The organism is Streptomyces sp. NPDC002623 (assembly GCF_053592635.1).
In genome coordinates this window covers 89,091-107,721 of record NZ_JBSFWB010000007.1, presented here as the reverse complement: position 1 = coordinate 107,721, position 18,631 = coordinate 89,091, and the positions used below count along the sequence as shown (strand labels likewise).

The following is an 18,631-nucleotide window of genomic DNA, read 5'->3' as shown; positions in this document are numbered from 1 at the left end:
GCCTTGGCCACGACCTTGACCTCAAGCGAGCTTGAGGTTGAAGAGTGCTCCGCATGTACGCCATCCGCCTCCATGCCTTCGGACCCGCCGAGAACCTCAGCCACGAGGAGGTCGAGGACCCGCTCCCCGCCCCCGGCCAGGTCCGAGTCGCCGTCCGCGCCGCCGGGGTCCACCTCATGGACACCGCCCTGCGCGAGGGCTTCCAGGGTCCGGTCCCCACCCCGACGCGCCTGCCCACGATCCCCGGCCGCGAGGTCGCCGGGGTCGTCGAGGCGCTCGGCGAGGGCGTCCCGTCCTCCTGGCTCGGCAGGCGCGTCGTCGCCCACCTCGGTTTCGCGCCGGGCGGCTACGCCGAACTCGCCGTCACCGACCTCGAACGCGCGCACGAGATCCCGGCGGACCTGGACGACGCCCAGGCCGTCGCGATGATCGGCACCGGCCGTACGGCACTGGGGATCCTGCAGTTCGCCGAGCTCGGGCCGGACTCCGTCGCCGTGGTGCCCGCGGCCGCCGGCGGTATCGGCACGCTGCTCGTGCAGTACGCCAGAAACGCGGGCGCGACGGTCGTCGGGCTGGCCGGGGGACCCGCCAAGACGGCGCGGGTCCGGGCCGACGGCGCCGATCTCGCCGTCGACTACACGGACACCGGCTGGCCCGCGAAGGTCCGCGCCCACTTGGACGGCCGGGCCGCCACGGTCGTCTTCGACGGGGTGGGCGGGCAGGTCGCCCGTGAGGCCGTCGCTCTCCTCGGCCCGGGTGGGAGTCACCTCGTCTTCGGCTGGTCCGCGGAGGGCATCCGCGAGGGAAAGGGCTACTTCGTCGAGGGCGTCTCCCGGTCCGTCCTCGGCCCGGTGATGATCGAGAAGGCGGGCGGCCTCCGCGCCCTCGAACTGCGGGCCCTCGCCGAGGCCGCCGCGGGCCGGCTGACCCCGGCCGTGCAGACGTTCCCGCTCGCCGAGGCCGCCGCCGCGCACCGCGCGCTGGAGACGCGCGCAACGATCGGCAAGGTGGTGCTGACGACGGCTCCGCAGCCGGCCTGAACAGCACAGAGGGGACGGCACCCGGCCGCCCCCTCCGTACCTCGTCCGGTCGGGTCGGTCAGCGGGCGACCGCCTTCGTCGCCCTGCTCAGCGCCGACCCGTCCAGGTGACCGGTCCGGCGGGCCGTCACCTTCACGGTGATCTTCTTGCCCTTCTGCGCGGCCTTCAGCACGAGCGACGACTTCGTCGCCCCGCTGATCGCCCTGCCGTTCGCGTACCACTGATACGCGTACGAGGTCGCCGCCGGACTCCAGGTCCCGCTGGTCGTCTTCAGCGTCCGCCCGACCTTCGCGGTGCCGCTGATCAGCGGCGCCTTGGTCGCCCGGGGCGCGTCGCCCTTGACGACGGTCACGGCGGCCGAGGTCGCGGCCGCCCCCGTCCAGCCGCTTCTGCCCGCGGTGACGGTCACGGTGAGCTTCTTGCCGAGCAGCGCGGCGGGAAGCGTGTACGAGGACCCGGTCGCCCCGGCGATCGCCTTGCCGTCGGCCTTCCACTGGTACGTGTAGGAGGAGGGAGCCGCCGACCAACTGCCCGGGGCGGCGGTGACCTTGGCGGCCACCTTGGCGGCGCCGGTCACCTTGGGGACGACCGTGTTCCTCAGTTCCGGCTGGGTGACGGTGAAGGTGCCGCGCAGGTACTGGCAGCAGGCCGTGACGACGCTGACGTTCCAGACGCCGGCCGACTCGCCCGTCAGATCCAGGGTCGCGGTCAGGGTCCGGTGGTCGGCCGAGACCGAGTCCGCCGGGGCGGTGAGGGTCCGGCCGCCCTGGGTCAGCCGTACCGTCGCGTTCGCGGGCAGCGCGGTGCCGGTCACCGTGAGCGTGACCTTGCCGCCGGCGACCCCGGTCGAGGGGCTCACCGAGGCGATGCTCACCTTGTCCGGGCCGCAGAGGGCCGAGGAACAGCTCAGCCTGGCGCTGTAGGAGGTGCCGGACGCCTTCTCGGGCAGGCCGAGCAGGAACAGCGAAGGCGCGGAGCCGCTGGTGGAGCCGCCCGCCGCGCACTGGGCGCCGGAGGTCGACAGCAGGCAGCCGTTGCTCCACTTCGCGTTGTAGAGCGCGGGCACCGCCGTGGTCGTCGCGCCGGTGGTGTCCGTGACCGCCACGTCGAAGCGGTCGTACCCGGCCGTGGGCAGTACCGCGCACACCGCGCTGTGCGTCTCGTCGAGGGCGCCGGTGATCGGCCCGTAGCCGTAGGAGACCGACGGGACCCGGGTGCACTCGGGCGACGGACCGTCCGCGGTCGCCACCCGCAGCGCGTCCAGCCGGTACTCGGGCGCGGCCTTCAGCGTGACCGGGGTCCCCACGAGCACCTGGTGGCTGGTGGAGCCGGTGACCGCGCAGGAGACGTTGCGCCAGGCGCACTCCACGACTCCGTCGCCGTCGACGACGGCGGAGTTGGCGGTGCCCAGCGCGTCGCGCACATTGACGTGCAGCACGTCGGTGGCCGCGGCGGTGGTGACCTGATGGCAGGTCAGGGTGCCCGGGGCGCCTGCGACGCCCTTCACGGAGGCGCCGCCGACCTCGGCCGCCGCGGTCCGCGCGCAACCCGCCGAGGAGGCGGTGGCGGTGACGTCGCGCCGGGTGAGGGTGTACGTGCCCGCCTGGTCGCGGCCGGTCACCAGCACGGTGTGGGCCTTGCCCGGGGTCAGCGGGCAGATCGTCCAGCCGTTGGTGGTGGCGGCACGTTCGCAGACCTTCCGGCCGGTGGAGTCCAGCACCGAGAACGTGGCGCTCGCGGTCCCGGAGGCGGCGACCAGCTGGACGACCTCGGCGGCCGAGTGGGCGTCCGCCGGGATGCTCAGGCACTGCGAGAAGACGCCGTCGCCCGTGCCGAACTCGGCCTTCGCGCCGTCGGCGGTGAAGCTGCCGGCGGGCAGCACGGGGCAGTCGTCGGCGATGTCGGTGCGGTGGAAGGCCACGGCGTACCTGCCCGTCGCCTCGTCGAGGCCGTCCTCGGTGTGCACCAGCGCCCGGTAGGGGGCGGTGCCGGTGAGCGCGCAGTCGCCGCCGGCGAGCCGACCCGAGCCGCACTGCCAGTTGCCGTCCCGATCGACGACCTCCAGCTCGGCGTCCACGCCGGGCGCGGAGAGCGGGGTGAGGGCGGCGATCCGCGCGCCCTGCGGATACGGCAGCGTCAGGCAGTCGTACTGCCCCGCCGCGGTCAGCTCGCCCTGGTGCAGGCTCGTCGACAGGGCCACGCAACCGGCGTCCGAGCCGCGGTCGAGGACGACGAGGCCGTCCCGGAGGTCACGGAAGGGGTAGGAGCCGTCGAGCACGGCCGTGTAGGCGCCCGCGGCCGGGAGGACGCAGGGTTCGATGCCGGCCCGGCACACCGTCAGCCCGGCGGAGTCGTACACGCGGACCGGGCCGGTGTACTGGTGCTCGTCCACATAGTCGACGGTGTGCGTGCCGGCCCGGTCGGCGGTGAAGACGAAGCAGGGGTTGACGGTGGCCTCCTGCGCGGCCAGCGGCCCGAAGGGGCGGACCGGCGCGGGGGTGCAGCCCTGCGGGTCGTCGAGCCGACGGACCTTCACCCCGTACTCGGCGGGGAAGCCGTTCTCCGTGTAGGAGACACGGGAGACGACCCGGTAGGGGCCGTCGCCGGGCAGCGCGCAGCTGTTCTCGTCGTTCTCCGGGAAGTGCGGGCAGATCCGGGCGCCGGACTCGTCGGTGATCCACGCGATGGAATCGCCGGACACCCTGGAGCCGTCGGTGAGCCTGATCCGCTCGCCGGGCTCCGCCTCGAAGGGCTGGCAGTCGACCTCCACGGGGCTGACCGTCGTACGGGCCAGGTCGGGCAGGTCCCAGCGGGTGCCCACCGGGTCCGCGCAGCCCTCGGCGGAGGCGAGCGACACGAAGGTGACAGCGGTGTCGCGGGGGTCCCAGCCGTCGTTGTGGACGCGCAGCGTGTAGGCGCCCGCGGCGGGGACCGTGCACATCTCCCACGTGGTCCAGAGGTCGCCGTCGCAGTCCACCGGGGTGCCGTCGGCGGCTTGGAGGGTCGTGAACCCCGGATAGCTGCTGTCGTTCAGCGACAGCTGGTAGAGGCCCGGCGCGTCGGCCGTGACGGTGTAGCAGGTGTTCGCGTTGCCCGCGACGGTCGCCTTCCCCACGGCGTCCCCCGGGTCGCCGAAGGGAGCGGTCGCGAGCGGCGCGCACGCCGGGTCGGCGGGGTCGTCGGCCTGCGCTGTGCCCGCCGCCGTGAGGCTCAGCAGCGAGGCGAGCAACGGGACGGCGGCGAGTAGTGCCCCTGCCCGCCGCCGTCTCGCAGGCGGACAGGAATCCGCGTCGGTCATCTGAATCCCCCCTGGGTCCATGCTCGTCGAGCCGATGGTCGCACACAGGTACGACACAGGACCCGCGGGTTTCCAGGGCCGGGCGTCGAGGACCGGAACGGGCCCGGCAGCGCCTCAGAGTCGTGGGAGTCGCCGGCGCCTCAGAGTCGCGGGGGCAGGCAGCGCCTCAGTGCCGTCCCGCCACCCGGTCCGCCGCCCGCGCCAGTCGCGACGACCCCGTCGCGTGGCGTTCCGTCTCCCGTCGGTCCGCCGCCCGATAGGTCGCGTACATGCCCTGCACGCCGAGCCACCGGAACGGCTCGGGCTCCCACCGCCGCACCTTGTGCCCGACCCACGGCAGTTCGGTCAGTTCGGTCCGCCCGCCCTCCCCGGCGTCCTGCCGGACCAGGTCCCGCAGGGTGCGCGCCGCCAGGTTCGCCGTGGCCACGCCCGAGCCGACGTAGCCGCCCGCCCAGCCGAGCCCCGTGGCCCGGTCCAGCGTGACCGTCGCGCACCAGTCGCGCGGCACGCCCAGCACACCCGACCAGGCGTGTTCGACCCGCACCCCGGCCAAGGCCGGGAAGAAGCCGACCAGGATCTCCCGCAACGCCCGCACGGTCGCCGCCTGCGTCCGCCCGTCGTTGTCCGTGCGCGAGCCGAAGCGGTACGGCACCCCGCGGCCGCCGAGCGCGATCCGGCCGTCGGCCGTGCGCTGCGCGTACATATAGGCGTGCGCCATGTCGCCGAGCGCCTCGCGCCCCGTCCACCCCACGGCCGCCCACTGCTCCTCGGTCAGCGGCTCGGTGGCGATCATCGAGGAGTTCATGGGCAGCCAGGTCCGCTTCTCGCCCTTCAGCGCGGCCGTGAACCCCTCCGTGCAGCGCAGCAGGTAGCGCGCCCGCACGGTCCCGTACGGCGTCACGGCGCGCCCCGGGAGGATCTCGGTCACCGGCGTCGACTCGTACACTTCGACCCCCAGCGCCTCGACCGCCGCCGCCAGCCCCTTCACCAGCTTCACCGGATGCACCCGCGCCCCGTGCGGGGTCCAGCTCGACCCCACGGCCCCCGCGACCCGCACCCGCTCGGCGGTCTCCCGGGCGCCGTACAGCTCACGGTCGTCCTCCCCGTACGACAGCTCGTGCGCGTGGAACTCCTTCAGCCGGGCCAGCTGCGCGGGCGTCCGGGCCACCTCCAGCACACCGCCCCGGTGGACGTCCGCGTCGAAGCCCTCCGCCGCCACCGCCCGGACGATTTCGTCCACCGTCTCGTTCATCGCCCGCTGGAGGCGTACGGCGGCCTCCCGCCCGTGCAGCCTCGCGTAGCGGTCGCGGCCCGCGATGCCGTTGTAGAGCCAGCCCCCGTTGCGCCCGGAGGCGCCGTATCCGCAGAACCGCTGCTCCAGGACGACGATCCGCAGCGCGGGATCCGCCTGCTTCAGGTAGTACGCCGTCCACAGCCCCGTGTACCCGCCGCCGACGATCACCACGTCGGCGGACGCGTCACCGCCCAGCGGCTCCCGCGCCGCGGGCAGACCGTCGTCCGCGTACCAGAAGGAGACCCCGCCGTTCACGAAACCGTTCATGGACGGACGGTAACCCGCTCTCTGACCAGGGGACAGCAGCCCAGCCCGATGAGGACGGCGACGAAGTGCCCGAAGTCGGTGAAGGTCGGCCCGACCGCCAGCGGGACGGTGTAGACGGCGAGGACGACCGCGAGATACGCGTACCGCCAGGGCGGGCGGATCTGGTACACGAGCACCGCCACCACGCCCGCCAGGGCGTAACTCACGCCCACGTCCAGGGTGTTGACCGAGGACTTCGGCGCGAGTCCGTCGTGGACGGCCCGCGCCAGCGCGCCCTCGCTGATCAGCGTCGCCAGCACATGCGCGGCGGCGCAGACCGCCAGCCACCGCGCGGTCCCCAGCCGGCGCTCGACCTGGGCGTGGAAGACGGAGTACAGCGCCACGTACGGCAGCCAGTGGCCGCCGTCGATCCACATCGCGCTCGCGACCAGCACCCGCACCGGATGCCGGGAGAGCTCATGGATGTTGGTGGACCGCTGCCGCAGGAACTCCTGTTCGAACTCCGGTGACATGTGGTGCAGGGCGACCGTGGTGAAGAACAGGATCGTCAGCCACACATACGTGCCGGGCGCGCTGCGGACGTAAGCCCCCACCGCCCGCACCGCCCGCCGGACCCCGGAAACTCCCCTGAGCCGTCTCACGCAGCCCAGTATCGTCCGGAAGATCGAGGACGGCCGCCGGAGGCGGAGCGACCGGAGTCGCCCGCCTCCCGCGCATCCCCGAGGCCGTCAGCCGCCGTCAGCCGCCGATGGCCTCCTGCCGCACGAAGCCGGCGAAGCGGTCGGCGAACTCCGCGCTGACGTAGAGCTTGCCGCCGTTCAGCACGAAGAGGTCGAGGTGCTGCGCCAGCCAGTTCGTGAAGACCGGCCCGACGCGGTGGTCGTCGAAGGCCTGACGGTCCTTCCACGCGCCGAGGAAGATGATCTCGTTCTCGGAGGGCGGCGGCAGCGAGCCCTCCACGATCGAGGTGTGCAGGCAGTACATGTAGGTGTCGGGCTCGTACTTCTCGGTCTGCAGGACGAGTTCCTTCAGCGCGGTGATGGCCTCCTCCCGCCTGCCCTCGACATGCCACCACTTCGTGACGATGGAGATCACCGGCTCTGCTCCCTCAGCTCCTGGGCGTGCTCGCGCAGCTTCTGCCGTTCGTCGATCGGCACATAGGAGAACCGGGGGCACAGCGTGTACCCCGGCTTGGCCGGGTTCGGGGTCCGCATCAGGGCGACGGCGCTGCGCTTCAGCTCGAACATGGTGTGGACGGCCAGCGGCAGCGCGGGTTTGGACGCAGACGCGTCGGCGCCGTCGCCGAGCCCGCCCCGGACCTTCTTCGGCCGCCCCGAGAAGGCCAGGTAGAGGTCGTCGACCAGCTCCGAGTACGACAGGTCGAACTCGATCAGCGCCCTGTCCTCGGCGTCGCCCGCGCTGTCGCCGTTGCGCGGAACGTGCAGCGCCGGGTGGACGGCGTCGTAGTCGACGAGCAGCAACGCGCCCTCGGGCTCGGCGGCGGCCTTCTGGGTGCTGCGGAAGCGGCGCCCGGTCTGGAGCTCACGGAAGCGGGCGTAGTGGGAGTACATCTCCCAGCCGTTGATGAGCTTGTCCTTGTCGGTGACCGTCTTGGCCTGCTCCCCCAGCCGCTTCTCGGGGAGCCCCTCGCCCTCGTCGACGATCTTCTGGATCGCCGCCACCGCGGACGCGCGGTCCGTCACCTCGACGACCGAGCCGGCGCCCCCGTAGTACTGGTCGGCCGACACCTGGTCGCCGTGCTTGAAGGCGTGGTCGTCCTCGCAGATCCTCGGGTCCTCCAGCGCCTTCTTGATCGCTTCGTAGAACTCGCCGATGGTCCGGTAGCTGCACTCGCCGACGTCGATCGCCTGCAGGCTGGCCGCGCCGTGCAGCGGGTGCTCGATCTTGACGAAGCTCGCGACGGCCTGCGGGGTGAGCGGCAGCAGGTCCAGCGTCCCGATCTTCGAGATCAGCGGACTCATGAACGGGTAGCCGGGGATCGGGCTGAGGTTCTTGCGCTTCTGGAAATCGACGGGGTCGATGCTCGGCGTCTCCCCGATGGCGTTGAGGACGTTCGCCGCGAGGGTCATGTGGAGCATCTCCTCCATGACCACGCTGCGGATCGTCTGCGCCGCGTCGGTGTTGGTGCCCTCCTTGATGGAGTAGAGCGCGGTGAGATAGACCGGGATGGTGCTGAGCTCCAGGCCGATGGCCAGCTGCAGGGCGGCCTGCAGGTCCTTGAGGTTGTCGATCGCCTTCGGTCGGCTCACGTGTGCTTCACCTTCTTCAGCTCCTCGGCGATCCGGTCGCCCGTGCGGATGGCCAGCGCGGTCATGGTGAGCGTCGGGTTGGACGTGCCGAGCGTCGGCATGCTGCCGCAGCCGACGATGTAGAGGTTCGCCAGGTCGTGGCTGCGCTGGTCGCGGTCGACGACCGACTTCGCCGGGTCGACGCCCATCCGGTGCGTGCCCACGACATGCCCGGCGCCGCGCACCCAGTAGGTCTCGCCGGCGTACTCCACCGCCATGGCGTCGCTCGGGTCGTAGTGGGTGTAGTCGCCGGGCTCGTAGTCGGGACGCCTGGCGTGGTTGGCGATGCCCAGCTGCGCGAACAGCTGCCTGCTCGCGTCCGCCGCCCAGGGCAGCGCGGCCTTCACATAGTCCGAGAGGTCGTAGTGGATGACCGGACGGTGCTGCCCCAGCGGGCCCTTGTAGCGGTCGTCCACGGTGACGCGGTTGGTCGCCTCGGGGTCCTGCTCCAGCTCCCAGGCGATCCGGAACTGGCGGGGCAGGATCTCGCCGAGCCTCTCGCGCAGTTTCGTGCCGTAGAGCAGCACGTCCCCGTCCTTGCCGCCGCCGACCAGGTCGTGGACGGTGTCGTACGGGGCGTTCTCCGGGAAGTTCCAGCCCCAGTTGCCGATCTCGACCCGGAAGGCGGTGCGCTCCTTGCGGAAGTCGCCGTCCCGGAAGGCGGGGATGCCCGAGGTGGACCCGGGTCCCCGGTAGGCGCCGACGCTGTCCCTGAACATGCCCCAGGTGAGCAGCAGCGGATGGTCCATCAGGTTCCGGCCGACCTGGCCGCTGTTGTTGGCGGCCTTGGAGCCGAGCAGCAGGGTGGCGTTCTCGATGGCGTTGGCGGCCAGGACGTAGACGTCGGCGGTCACCTTCTTCTCGACCGGCGGGCTGCCGTCCTCGAAGTACGTCTTGTAGGTGAGGCCGGTGACCGTCCCCTGTCCGCCCTTCGCCTGGTTGTGCTCGACCCGCACGACGACGGACTGGCTGCGGACGGCGACCCGCGCCTTGGCCGGCTGCCCGCTCTCCGCGGGCCGGTCGGGGTAGCTGACGATCAGTTCGTACAGGGTCTTGAGCGCGTTGTACTTGGCCTGGGCCGGGCAGATCGGGATGCAGCTGGAGTTGCCCTCGCAGCGGGTTCCCTGGTCGACGTTCCCGACGGCGCCGACGACCTGGTACGCCTTGCCGGCCGTCGGCTTCGCGGGCGTGGAGTTACGGGCCACGGGGGTGTTGCTGATCTTGATCGGGAAGGAGTGGAACGTGCCGCTGTCGTCGCTCAGCTCGACCGTCAGACCGGCGCACATCTTGGCCAGGTAGTCGTCGAGGTAGCTGGACGGGATGCGCTCCATCGGGAAGTGGTAGGCGCCGTCCGGGAACTTCGCGGTGTTCGCGCTCTTGAAGTACTCCTCGGGCTTGCCGCCGATCCCGGGGTAGTGCTGGTCCGCCACGTTCGCCGAGACGCCGATGATGTTCCACTCGGCCCGCTCGTAGTACGGCTTCAGGTCCTCGTACGTCATCGGCCAGTCGACCGCGCGGCCGTACTTCGAGCGCAGCTTGAAGTCGTTGGGGAGCATCCGCAGACAGGTGCCGAGCCAGTGCAGGGTGGTGCCGCCGAGCGAGCGGGCGTAGTCGCTGCCGAAGGGCAGCGGGCCCTGCTGGACGAACCACCCCTTGTCGCTGGGCGTGTGGGCGATGTCCAGCACGTCCGGCTGCGGCGCCGAAGCGCTCGCCGGGTAGGGGGCGTTGGGCACCTTGATCAGCGCCTCGTGGTACGCCTCCACATAGGTGTCGTACTTGTCGGCGCTCATGGCCGTGGCCCGGCCGGCCTCCAGGATGAGGATGCGGGGGTGCCGGGGCGGCTGCTGGGCCGCGGCCTGTTCGATGACCGTCTTGGCGACGGTCGCCGCGGAGATGCCGCCGCCGACGAGCACGATGTCGTAGTCGGGGGTCCCGGCTGCTGTGGGGGTGTCGCTCATGACGTCTTCCTCGGGCTCAGGAGATCAGGGTCGGGGGCTCGGCCCAGGAGCCGAAGCCCGGCGGCTTGGCGCCCATCGGATGGGTCCCGGCCGCGGCCCAGACCAGTCCCTCGCGGTAGCCCTGGGCGGAGACGACATGCTCGACGTCGTCCGCGGTCGAGCCGTTCTCGTCCCGGTAGTCACCGGCCAGCGGATACCAACTGCCCAGGTACCAGAGCTTGATCAGGCTGACGACGACCGGCGCGAAGCGCTTGTCGTCGATCACGTTCGCCTCGACGGAGTCGTGGTTGCCGTGCCTCTCGTCCTCCTCGAGTGCCTCGGCCGCGTACCGGAACAGCTGTCCCGCCTCGCGCTCGCCGATGATCCGCAGCAGCGTGTCGTAATACGTGTCGATCATTCCGGTGCCGGCCAGCTCCACCCGGTCGAAACCGGTGAGGACGGCGGACAGGTCGGTGAAGATCTGTTTCGGGGTGGAACGGGTGGAGATGCCGTCGGACATACGGGTGCTCCAGGTCAGGAGGGGACGATGGTGCGGTTGAGCGGGCTGAGGTCCAGGGGGCGGGTGACGTCCGGCTCGAAGTCGGAGTCGACGGACTGCTGGAAGTGGAAGAAGCCGTCCGGGTCGGCGTCCTTCTTGATCGCCTTCAGCCGGTCCAGGTTCGCGCCGTAGTAGGCCGTGGCCCAGTCCTTCTGGAGCGGGTCGATGTAGTTGACGTACGCGCCGTCGAACTCGTCGCTGAGCGCCTCGCCCACGTCGTAGGCCCACTCCACGTTGGCCCGGGTGTCGGCCGGGTCGTTCCAGATCGCCTTGAGCTCGAAGACATAGCGTTTGTCGCGGTGCGGGTACGGACCGGCGTCCTCGCCGGCCAGGTCGAGGACCTTGCCGCGGCCGTGCGTCCAGACGACGAAGCTGTCCTTCGAGGGAGCGACGGCCATCTGCTCCGTCAGGGCCGTGATCATCTCCTGGTCCCAGCCCGTGTCGTCGTCGATCATCCCGGACCGGATGTAGGCCTGCCGGTCGCCCACCAGCGTGGACCGGCCGATGGTCGACTCCAGCGTCGGCAGGGGCATCGAGTACAGCCGCACGTCGAAGGGGTCCATCCGGAGCATCGGCCGGAGAAGGTCGACGCCGTCGGCGTACGCGCCGTTGTAGACCGGCGTGATCCGGAACGCGGGGATCTTCCGGGTGGGCTCGGCCGGGTCGACCTCGTGCCCGACATAGCCGTAGGCGGCCATCTCGGGAGGCAGCCCGGCGGCCCAGTCGTCGTAGGCCTCGATCACCTCCATGGCCCGCTCCAGCGGGAAGGAGAGCTGCCCGCCGAGGACGGTGGCGGCGGGCGGCTCGTGCAGCTGGAGGGTCATCTCGACGGCGACCCCGAAGTTGCCGCCGCCTCCGCCCCGGCACGCCCAGAACAGGTCCCGGTCCTCCTCGGCGTCGGCGTCGGCGCTCAGCGTGCGCAGCGTGCCGGCGGCGTCGACGAGCTCGATCCCGGTGACGTTGTCGCTGCCGAGCCCGTAGGAGCGGGAGACGAAGCTGTAGCCGCCGCCCTGGAGGAACCCGGGCAGGCCCACGGTGAGACAGCCGCCGCCGACCGGGATCAGCGGCGCCGCCTCCCGGGCGCAGAACCCGTACACGTCGTTCCAGGTGGCGCCCATCTGCACGGTCAGCCGGTCGGTGTCCTCGTCCAGCTCCATGGCCTTCATCAGGCCCAGGTCCAGGACCACCCCGCCCCGGTTGAGGCAGTACCCGGCGGCGCTGTGGCCGCCGCCGCGCACGGTCATGGCCAGCCCGGTGCGCTGCGCGAACTCGACGGCCAACGCGATGTCGGCGGTCGCGTTGGCCCGCACCACGTACGCCGGGGGCGTACGGGTACGGCCGTTGTCGATGGCGACGACCTTGGCGTACTCGGCGCTGCCCGGCTCGCAGACATGGCCGCTGAGCCTGCGGGCGAGGTCACCGACGGCTGCACGGTGGTCGGCCACGGTCAGCTCTTCTCCCCGGCCGTGCCGAACGCCGTGAGCGTGCTGAGACTCGGGACGAAGAAGTACTCGCCGCCCTTCATCGTGACCCACTCGCCGACCTGCTCGGTGAACGTGTAGGGCATCGGCTCCGGCGGGTTCTTCGAGAAGTCGAGCTCGTTGCGGGAGCCGTACAGCTTGGGCCACTTGGCCGGGAACTTCTCCGGCGGGTCCACCCCGGGCTTGCGCTGGCCGATCACCGGGTCGAGGCCGCTGAACTCGCGCAGGAAGTTCTTGTTGTTCGCCCACTGGATCTGGATGAACTCGAACTGGTCGGCGATGCTGCTCTGCGCGCACAGGAACAGCAGCCCGACCGGCTGCCCCGGATCCGGCTTCAGGCTCACCTCGCCGTAGCTGATGCCCCGGCGGACGATCCGCTGGGTCCGCTCCTGGGTGAGGGACTGCCCGAACTGCCGCTGTTTGTCGCCGCGCGGGTTGGTCTTGCGGACGTGCGCCTGGAACGGACAGCGGACGCCGTCCGGGTCGCCGTCGAAGTCGAAGTTGTTCGGCAGCGCGCCCAGGCCCGCGACCTCGCGGTCCACCACCGGGGTGCCGTCCTGGAACCGACCGACCATGTACGCGCCGGCCAGGGCGACGTCCTCGGCCGTCGGCTGCTTCTGCTTCGGATGGGCGAACTCCGCGATCCTCTTGGCGAGGACCTGCTCACCCTGGCGGAAGCCCTCGACGTTCTGCTCCAGCTTGCGGTACACGAAGTACGAGCCGTAGGCGGTGTTCTTGTCGCCCCCCGGGTCCTTCACCAGCACCTGGTCGAGCGGGGCGCTCGGGTCGTACTCGTCGATGCCGCCCTGCCGGGTCCGGGCCTGCTCGATGTCGCGGGCGTAGAACAGCGGCTGGCTGATCCCGTCGACGAACCCGAAGTGCTCACGGACCGGGGCGTCGGCGTCGGGCCGGCCCTTGGCGTCCAGCCGCATCGCGGTGCCGGTCTCCTCGCCGACGACGGCGTCGAGAGCGGCGAGCTCGCCGCGCAGCTCCGTGACGATCCACTCCAGCCGGTCCGGGAAGTCGTCGGCGACGATGACGAGGGCGTGCAGCCTGCCCTTGAAGTTCTCCTCCCACTGCTGCACCGGCGGGTCGTCGAGGTCGCCGATGCGCTTCTTCGCCCCGAGGCGGAAGGACGGGTCGTCGGGCAGGAATTCCGGGTCGATCCGGAGATCGCGGTAGCCGTCCGCCGAGATCAGCACGCCGTAGAAGGCGTCGCTGGCGGACTTGAACAGCGCCTCGGCGTCCGCCGACGACACCGCGCCGTTGCGGTGGACCGTCTGCTGAGCCTCCCGGTAGGCCTTCGCCTCGTCCCACTGCTGGAGGGCGGAGGTGACCCGCCCGGTGGAGACCATGCCCGCCAGCCACTTCCGGGCCTTCTTCCGCTTCTCGGGGCTGTCGACCGGGAAGTCGATGAACAGATGCACGCTGTGGTCGCGCCCGTGACTCTTGAGGATGTTGCCCTGGAGGTCGCCCAGGGCCGCCTTCATCTCCTGCACGGTGTTGCGGGTGGGAGGCACCGCGACGTCCGGATCGATGGCCGTTTGTTTCAGGTCGATTGCCATAACACCCTCATTCGCCTAAAAGGGGCATGCGTAACCACGACGACCCGAATGCCCTCCGCATATGCGGAGGGCATGAAGGGGTCTCTACGTGCACAGATGTGCAGCAACGTGAGATTTGCGTATGCCAAAGGCATTCACCCCACCGGAGCAGGGACCCCCACGACAAACCCGTCGTACGGGTGAGATCCGGGGAACGCCCACCCGGACACGACACCGCCCGTCGCACAGAGGAGCGGACGGGCGGACGGGCGGAGTGACAGTCGGGGCCCCCTGTCGGATTCGAACCGACGACCTTCGCTTTACAAGTTCCCCCCAAGGACCCGCAGGCCAGGCGCTTGATCCCTCAGCCTGGCCTGCGCCGTACCTGACCGATCCTCAAGGGACGGCTACGTCCACCGGTGTTGCCGTCAAAGACTGCCGTCAACCCCAGGCGAGCCGGCGGGGGCCCGCCCGACGGCAAGCAGGTGCGAGCTGGCCGCAAGCAGTTCCGGGTACGGCTCAGCCATTCGCGCGGCCGCCATGGCGGAAGCGATCAGATCTTCCGAGGGAACCGTGCCTGACTGCTGCTCAACAGCCTTGACGAGTGACCAAGCAGGCCCCTCGATCCCGAAGACCTCAACATCGGTGAGCCCCGACTCCCGGAGTTCATCAGCGAGTTCCTCCGCACGATGGAAGTACGCCAGGGTGAAGTGATCGCCGTCATGCACGGCCGTGCGGAGAATCTTGGACACCGGCCCTTGCATCCGCTCGGTGTGTAGGTGGGCGTACGTGACGTGCTCGAACAGCGAGGCATAGCGGTTGATCGCTGCCGCCGCTACGAGCCCACCCGGCTTCACCACGCGCCGAGCCTCCGAGAGCGCCCTACGCCGGTCGGCGGCATCGGGCAGGTGATAGAGCGGGCCAAGCAGCTGCACGACGTCGTAACTGCCGTCGGACGCCTCCAACGACCGCGCGTCTCCGACCGACGCCGGGCAGATAGCGGACGCCTGCTCAACGTGACGGGGGACGGGGTCCACCAGAGTGACCGCGTACCCGTCCTTGACCAGCCACTCCGCATGCACTCCGGGCCCGCCCCCGACGTCCAGCACGCTCGCGGGTGCCGACGGCAGGAAGCGGCGCATGAGTTCCTTGGTTCGGGCCAGCTCAAGGCGACCGTCCGCCGAACGGTGCAGGCGCTGGCTTTCATCCACGGTCTCCCCGTAGAAGCGCAGAACGGAAGGAGCCAATCCCAAATTCGACATAGCGGCAGTATGCTGTGTACCGGTGGACCAGTCCAGCAACAGGAGACGGCGCAAGGGGCACACATGGCACTACTGAAGTACGAGGAGATCGCGGAGTCACTACGCGCCCGCATCGCCGCCGGCGAGTTCCCACCGGGCGAGACCCTGCCGTCAGGCCGTGACCTGGCCGAACAGTGGTCGGTGTCCCGCGCGACAACGGTCAAGGCAATGGATGTCCTGCGGAACGACGGTGTCGTCGTGGCCAAGCAGGGGACCGGCTTCGTGGTGAGCGAAACGCCCATCGCACGGCCGGCGGGTGCCCGGCGAGCAGGGTCCGCCCGCATCACGGGCGGGATGCCGTTCGTGCGTGTTGGCGAGCCGGATTGGGCAGAGCCACCCGCGCAGGTGGCTACGGCACTCGGCATGGATCCCGGCGTGGTCACACTTCGCCGCATCCGCATCCACCAGCTTCCGGACGGGAGTCCGCACAGCTACGCGGAAGCCTGGTTCCCGCCGGAGATTGCAGAAGCCTCGCCGCGTCTCGCACAGACGGCCCCCATCCCGGAGGGCACGACTCGATACGTGCGCCGGCAGACCGACCGCTTCCCGGCGGAGGGGGTGGACGTGACCACTGTCCGCCTCGCAACCGAGACGGAAGCGCTCCATTTGGGCCTGTCGGAACCCACGGCGGTCGCCGTGGTCCTGCACACCGCCTACGACCAAGAGGGTCGGCCACTCGTGTGCGAGGAAGGCGTCACGCCCTCCCCTCACTACGAACGAGAAGACAGCTATGCGATGTAGGAGCGAGTGACCCGTAAGGGGGCTGGACCGGTCCGCCGGTCCAGCTTTTTTTGCGCCCGCTTACCTGCATTGACCTGCACCAACGCTCAACACCCCATCAGGGACGGGGACTTAGAGCTTGACTGGACCGGTCCACCGGTCCAGTCTAGGGATGTGCCGAAGAGGCCGCCCCCAAAGCAAGTCGGGGTGGCGCTGTCACGGCTGCTTGACCTGCACGAATGCATAGGGCGGGGACGCTGCAATCCCGCTAAAGGCCAGGGGATCAATCAGGGCTTCGGCCCGGTCTGGCGAGGTGGCCCGGTGACCGCGAGCAACGGCCGGCGTGTGGGGACGTGATCCCCCTTGCAGTGCTGTTTCCGTGCCCCTTCGACCGAGGAGTTCCGATGAGCCAACGACATCTTCGGGCGTCGCCGTGATGGACCGGCCGGCGTCGCCTGCGCAGTAGCTCGGTCCACTCTCTTCAGCTTTCGCGGCGGCTGACGCTGCGCCGGTTGCCTCCCCCGTCCGTCCGGTCCCGCGCCTCGCGGAGTCCGTACGGCCGGGGTTGAGGGGAGCCGGACATTCCGACCCCAACGGCAAGCGCCCCCAGTGTTCGAGCACTGGGGGCGCGGTTCGGGCCGTTGCCACCTTGCAGGGAGAACACGACCCATGGAATCCATCGTCACTGTTCAGGGCATTGTTACGGCGTCCGATGACTGGACACCGTTCGCCGACTTCACCCGCTGGATCGAGCCGACGGCTGCGGAGCTGGACGCGATCGAGCTGGAGTCTCCGCTGATCCTGGCTGAGGTCGACCTGCTCGACGCGCAGATCAAGGCCATGGACCACCCCGAGAACGAGGTCGACACCCGCCGGATCCGCCGGGCCCGTAACCGGGTGCTGGCCGCCCGTCGGGACCTGACCAACCGCACCGCCTCCGCGATGCTGCCGGGCGGTGCCGCGTGAGCGCCTCGCAGAGCCTGACGGCCGCGCACGCTGAGGTGAAGGCGGAGATCACGCGGACGGACACCAAGACCGGGCTGTTGCTGGCGTTCGTCGGCGCGGTGCTGGCCGGTGTGTGGTCGGTGGCCCGTGACCTGCCCTTGAACGTCGGTGCCTACGTGGTGGGCGGTCTGGGGTTGATGCTGCTGGTCGCGGCGGTCGGTCTGCTGCTGCGGTCGACCCGCCCGAGTCTGGGCGGCCGGCACGGTTTCCCGCTGTGGGCCACCCTCGCCCCCGACGAGATCACCGCCACGGTGAACGGCGGGGACGTCGCGGCGGACGTCGCCGGACTGTCGCGGATCGCGGTCGCCAAGTTCACCTGCCTGCGCCGTGCGGTCGACCTGACCACGGCCGGCGGTGCGCTGCTCCTGCTGGCCGTGCTGATCGCGGCGGGGGGTGCGCTGTGAAGGCGCGGACCGTACTGCCGGCCGTCGCGATGACGGCGGTGTCCATGGTGCTCACCCTCGCCGTGGTGGTGATGTGGCTGGGCGGTGCGATGCCGTGGCCCGTCGCCCTGGTCGTGGGTCTGGGCATCGACGGTGGATGGCTCGCCACCCTCGCCTACGAGCGCAGGTTGGCCGCGCAGGGCGACCACAGCCGTGCGGTGACCGCCGTCGGCTGGACGTTCGGCGCGATCGCGACCGGCGTCCTGGTCGCGCACGCGCTGACGTCCGATCACTCGCGCGGTGCGTGGCTGGCCGTGGCGTGGCTCCCGGTCGCGGCCAAGGCCCTGTGGCTGGTGCACGGCATGTGGGAGCGCACCGCGCTCACCCCGGCCGCGCTGGACGCCATCACGGGCATCCAGCAGGAGGCCCGTGACGAAGCGGCCGTGGCCCGTGCCCGGCTGCGGGCCGAAGCGGCCACCGAGGAGACCCGGCTGACGGCCGTGACGGCCGCCGGGTCACGCGTCGCACGCGTCCAGGCCAAGACCGCCGCCGCCCTCGCCGACGCGTGGTCGACGCTGGAGACGGCGCGGCGCGGCGAGGACACCGGCAGGGCGCTGACCAGCGTGACGACCCGCGTCACACCCGACGTCACACCCACGTGGGAACTGCCCGTGTGGGGCCCGCCGGAGCCGGTTCCCGCGCTGGAAGCAGGACCCGCGCTCACCGACGCGCAGCTTGACGCGTTGGTCGACGAGATCCGGCACAGCGAGACCCCGGCCCTGTCCTACCGCGAGATGGCCGTGCGCTTCCGCGCGGCCGGCCACTCCGCATCAGAGGTCCGGCTGCGGCAGGCATGGAAGCGCGTCGCCTGACGTCCGCTACAGGCTGTCCAGGAAGTTCACGACCGCCTCAAGGACGCGGTTTCTGCGGCGGTGTGACTTGCTGCAGAACCGCCGTCTGCGCCACCGGCTGCGCGGCTGCTGCACCGGTATCCCGCACCACTTGCACGGCCGCGTTCTGACTGCTGGCTCCCCGTTCATGCCGCACACCGTAGCGGCCCACGGACGGGACGCCGCCGGACCTCCCTCGGCATGTGCCCGCTGTGCGCCTACCCCTGCATTCTCTGCCGGCTGAGCTGCGGCTTTCCCCTTCAATCGCTGAGGAGTCCTCACATCATGGGCAAGCCCGACACCCGTCGTATCGACCGCGAGATCAGCAAGACGAACCGCAAGCTGGAGGCCGTCCGCCGGGGCGAGACGTGGCCCCTGACGAGTGCCGAACGGCGCGCCGTGATCGGCGCGCTGGCCGGAGGCTCGTACCGGGTCCTGCGCGGCAGGAGCGCCGCCCGCCAGGAGAACCGGCTGGACTCCCTGGCCAGTTCCGTGGAGACCCGCCTGACCGCCGAACTGACGGCACTGCACGTCGAGCGGCAGCGGATCGTGAACGAGGCCGCCGCAGCCAAGGCCGCGAAGAAGTCGTCGGGGTGGTGGTGA

At 70.8% G+C, this 18,631-nt stretch carries 16 protein-coding genes and 1 tRNA gene; 6 read left to right on the top strand and 11 right to left on the bottom strand.

Annotated features, from left to right (window positions below; all coding sequences use genetic code 11):
- The first annotated feature begins 53 nt into the window (after positions 1-53).
- Complete coding sequence (locus ACWD4O_RS14815) at positions 54-1,040, top strand: zinc-binding dehydrogenase (RefSeq protein ID WP_451280081.1); 987 nt, start codon at positions 54-56, stop codon at positions 1,038-1,040.
- 58 nt (positions 1,041-1,098) lie between these two features.
- On the opposite strand, the gene ACWD4O_RS14810 is transcribed toward ACWD4O_RS14815, so the two are convergent.
- The 11 genes from ACWD4O_RS14810 to ACWD4O_RS14760 form a co-directional block, all read right to left on the bottom strand.
- Positions 1,099-4,338, bottom strand: coding sequence for a Tat pathway signal protein (locus tag ACWD4O_RS14810; RefSeq protein WP_451280080.1), 3,240 nt, complete (start codon positions 4,336-4,338; stop codon positions 1,099-1,101).
- 166 nt (positions 4,339-4,504) lie between these two features.
- Complete coding sequence (locus ACWD4O_RS14805; protein ID WP_451280079.1) at positions 4,505-5,899, bottom strand: NAD(P)/FAD-dependent oxidoreductase; 1,395 nt, start codon at positions 5,897-5,899, stop codon at positions 4,505-4,507.
- Positions 5,896-6,540, bottom strand: a complete 645-nt coding sequence (locus tag ACWD4O_RS14800) for a rhomboid-like protein (protein WP_451280078.1) — start codon at positions 6,538-6,540, stop codon at positions 5,896-5,898. Before ACWD4O_RS14800 ends, ACWD4O_RS14805 begins: the two co-directional genes overlap by 4 nt.
- Positions 6,541-6,637: 97 nt before the next feature.
- Positions 6,638-6,994 carry a putative quinol monooxygenase gene (locus tag ACWD4O_RS14795; RefSeq protein ID WP_451280077.1) on the bottom strand — a complete coding sequence of 119 codons (357 nt, stop codon included), beginning with the start codon at positions 6,992-6,994 and terminating at the stop codon, positions 6,638-6,640.
- The gene (locus tag ACWD4O_RS14790; protein WP_451280076.1) at positions 6,991-8,169 is read right to left on the bottom strand and encodes a ferritin-like domain-containing protein; all 1,179 of its coding nucleotides are present in this window, start codon (positions 8,167-8,169) and stop codon (positions 6,991-6,993) included. Before ACWD4O_RS14790 ends, ACWD4O_RS14795 begins: the two co-directional genes overlap by 4 nt.
- Positions 8,166-10,166, bottom strand: coding sequence for a GMC family oxidoreductase (locus tag ACWD4O_RS14785; protein WP_451280075.1), 2,001 nt, complete (start codon positions 10,164-10,166; stop codon positions 8,166-8,168). Before ACWD4O_RS14785 ends, ACWD4O_RS14790 begins: the two co-directional genes overlap by 4 nt.
- A 16-nt stretch (positions 10,167-10,182) precedes the next feature.
- Positions 10,183-10,665, bottom strand: a complete 483-nt coding sequence (locus ACWD4O_RS14780; protein ID WP_351904373.1) for a hypothetical protein — start codon at positions 10,663-10,665, stop codon at positions 10,183-10,185.
- A gap of 14 nt (positions 10,666-10,679) precedes the next feature.
- Complete coding sequence (locus tag ACWD4O_RS14775; RefSeq protein ID WP_451280074.1) at positions 10,680-12,149, bottom strand: FAD-binding oxidoreductase; 1,470 nt, start codon at positions 12,147-12,149, stop codon at positions 10,680-10,682.
- A 2-nt stretch (positions 12,150-12,151) separates the two neighbouring features.
- Complete coding sequence (locus ACWD4O_RS14770; protein WP_451280073.1) at positions 12,152-13,750, bottom strand: Dyp-type peroxidase; 1,599 nt, start codon at positions 13,748-13,750, stop codon at positions 12,152-12,154.
- A gap of 264 nt (positions 13,751-14,014) precedes the next feature.
- Positions 14,015-14,103, bottom strand: a tRNA-OTHER gene (locus tag ACWD4O_RS14765).
- Between the two features lie 54 nt (positions 14,104-14,157).
- A complete protein-coding gene (locus ACWD4O_RS14760; RefSeq protein ID WP_451280072.1) occupies positions 14,158-14,991 on the bottom strand; it encodes a class I SAM-dependent methyltransferase in 834 nt (277 codons plus the stop codon).
- A gap of 63 nt (positions 14,992-15,054) precedes the next feature.
- Between ACWD4O_RS14760 and ACWD4O_RS14755 the strand changes: the two genes are divergently transcribed.
- The 5 genes from ACWD4O_RS14755 (at position 15,055) to ACWD4O_RS14735 (ending at position 18,631) form a co-directional block, all read left to right on the top strand.
- Positions 15,055-15,771 (top strand): GntR family transcriptional regulator, encoded by a 717-nt coding sequence (locus ACWD4O_RS14755; RefSeq protein WP_451280071.1) that lies wholly within the window; start codon positions 15,055-15,057, stop codon positions 15,769-15,771.
- 648 nt (positions 15,772-16,419) lie between these two features.
- Positions 16,420-16,716 (top strand): DUF6284 family protein, encoded by a 297-nt coding sequence (locus ACWD4O_RS14750; RefSeq protein ID WP_451280070.1) that lies wholly within the window; start codon positions 16,420-16,422, stop codon positions 16,714-16,716.
- The gene (locus tag ACWD4O_RS14745) at positions 16,713-17,159 is read left to right on the top strand and encodes a Pycsar system effector family protein (RefSeq protein ID WP_451280069.1); all 447 of its coding nucleotides are present in this window, start codon (positions 16,713-16,715) and stop codon (positions 17,157-17,159) included. The genes ACWD4O_RS14750 and ACWD4O_RS14745 overlap by 4 nt, the downstream gene beginning before the upstream one ends.
- Positions 17,156-18,010: a protein spdB gene (locus tag ACWD4O_RS14740; RefSeq protein ID WP_451280068.1), complete on the top strand. Its 855-nt coding sequence runs from the start codon at positions 17,156-17,158 to the stop codon at positions 18,008-18,010. Before ACWD4O_RS14745 ends, ACWD4O_RS14740 begins: the two co-directional genes overlap by 4 nt.
- A gap of 303 nt (positions 18,011-18,313) precedes the next feature.
- Positions 18,314-18,631 carry a hypothetical protein gene (locus ACWD4O_RS14735; RefSeq protein ID WP_451280067.1) on the top strand — a complete coding sequence of 106 codons (318 nt, stop codon included), beginning with the start codon at positions 18,314-18,316 and terminating at the stop codon, positions 18,629-18,631.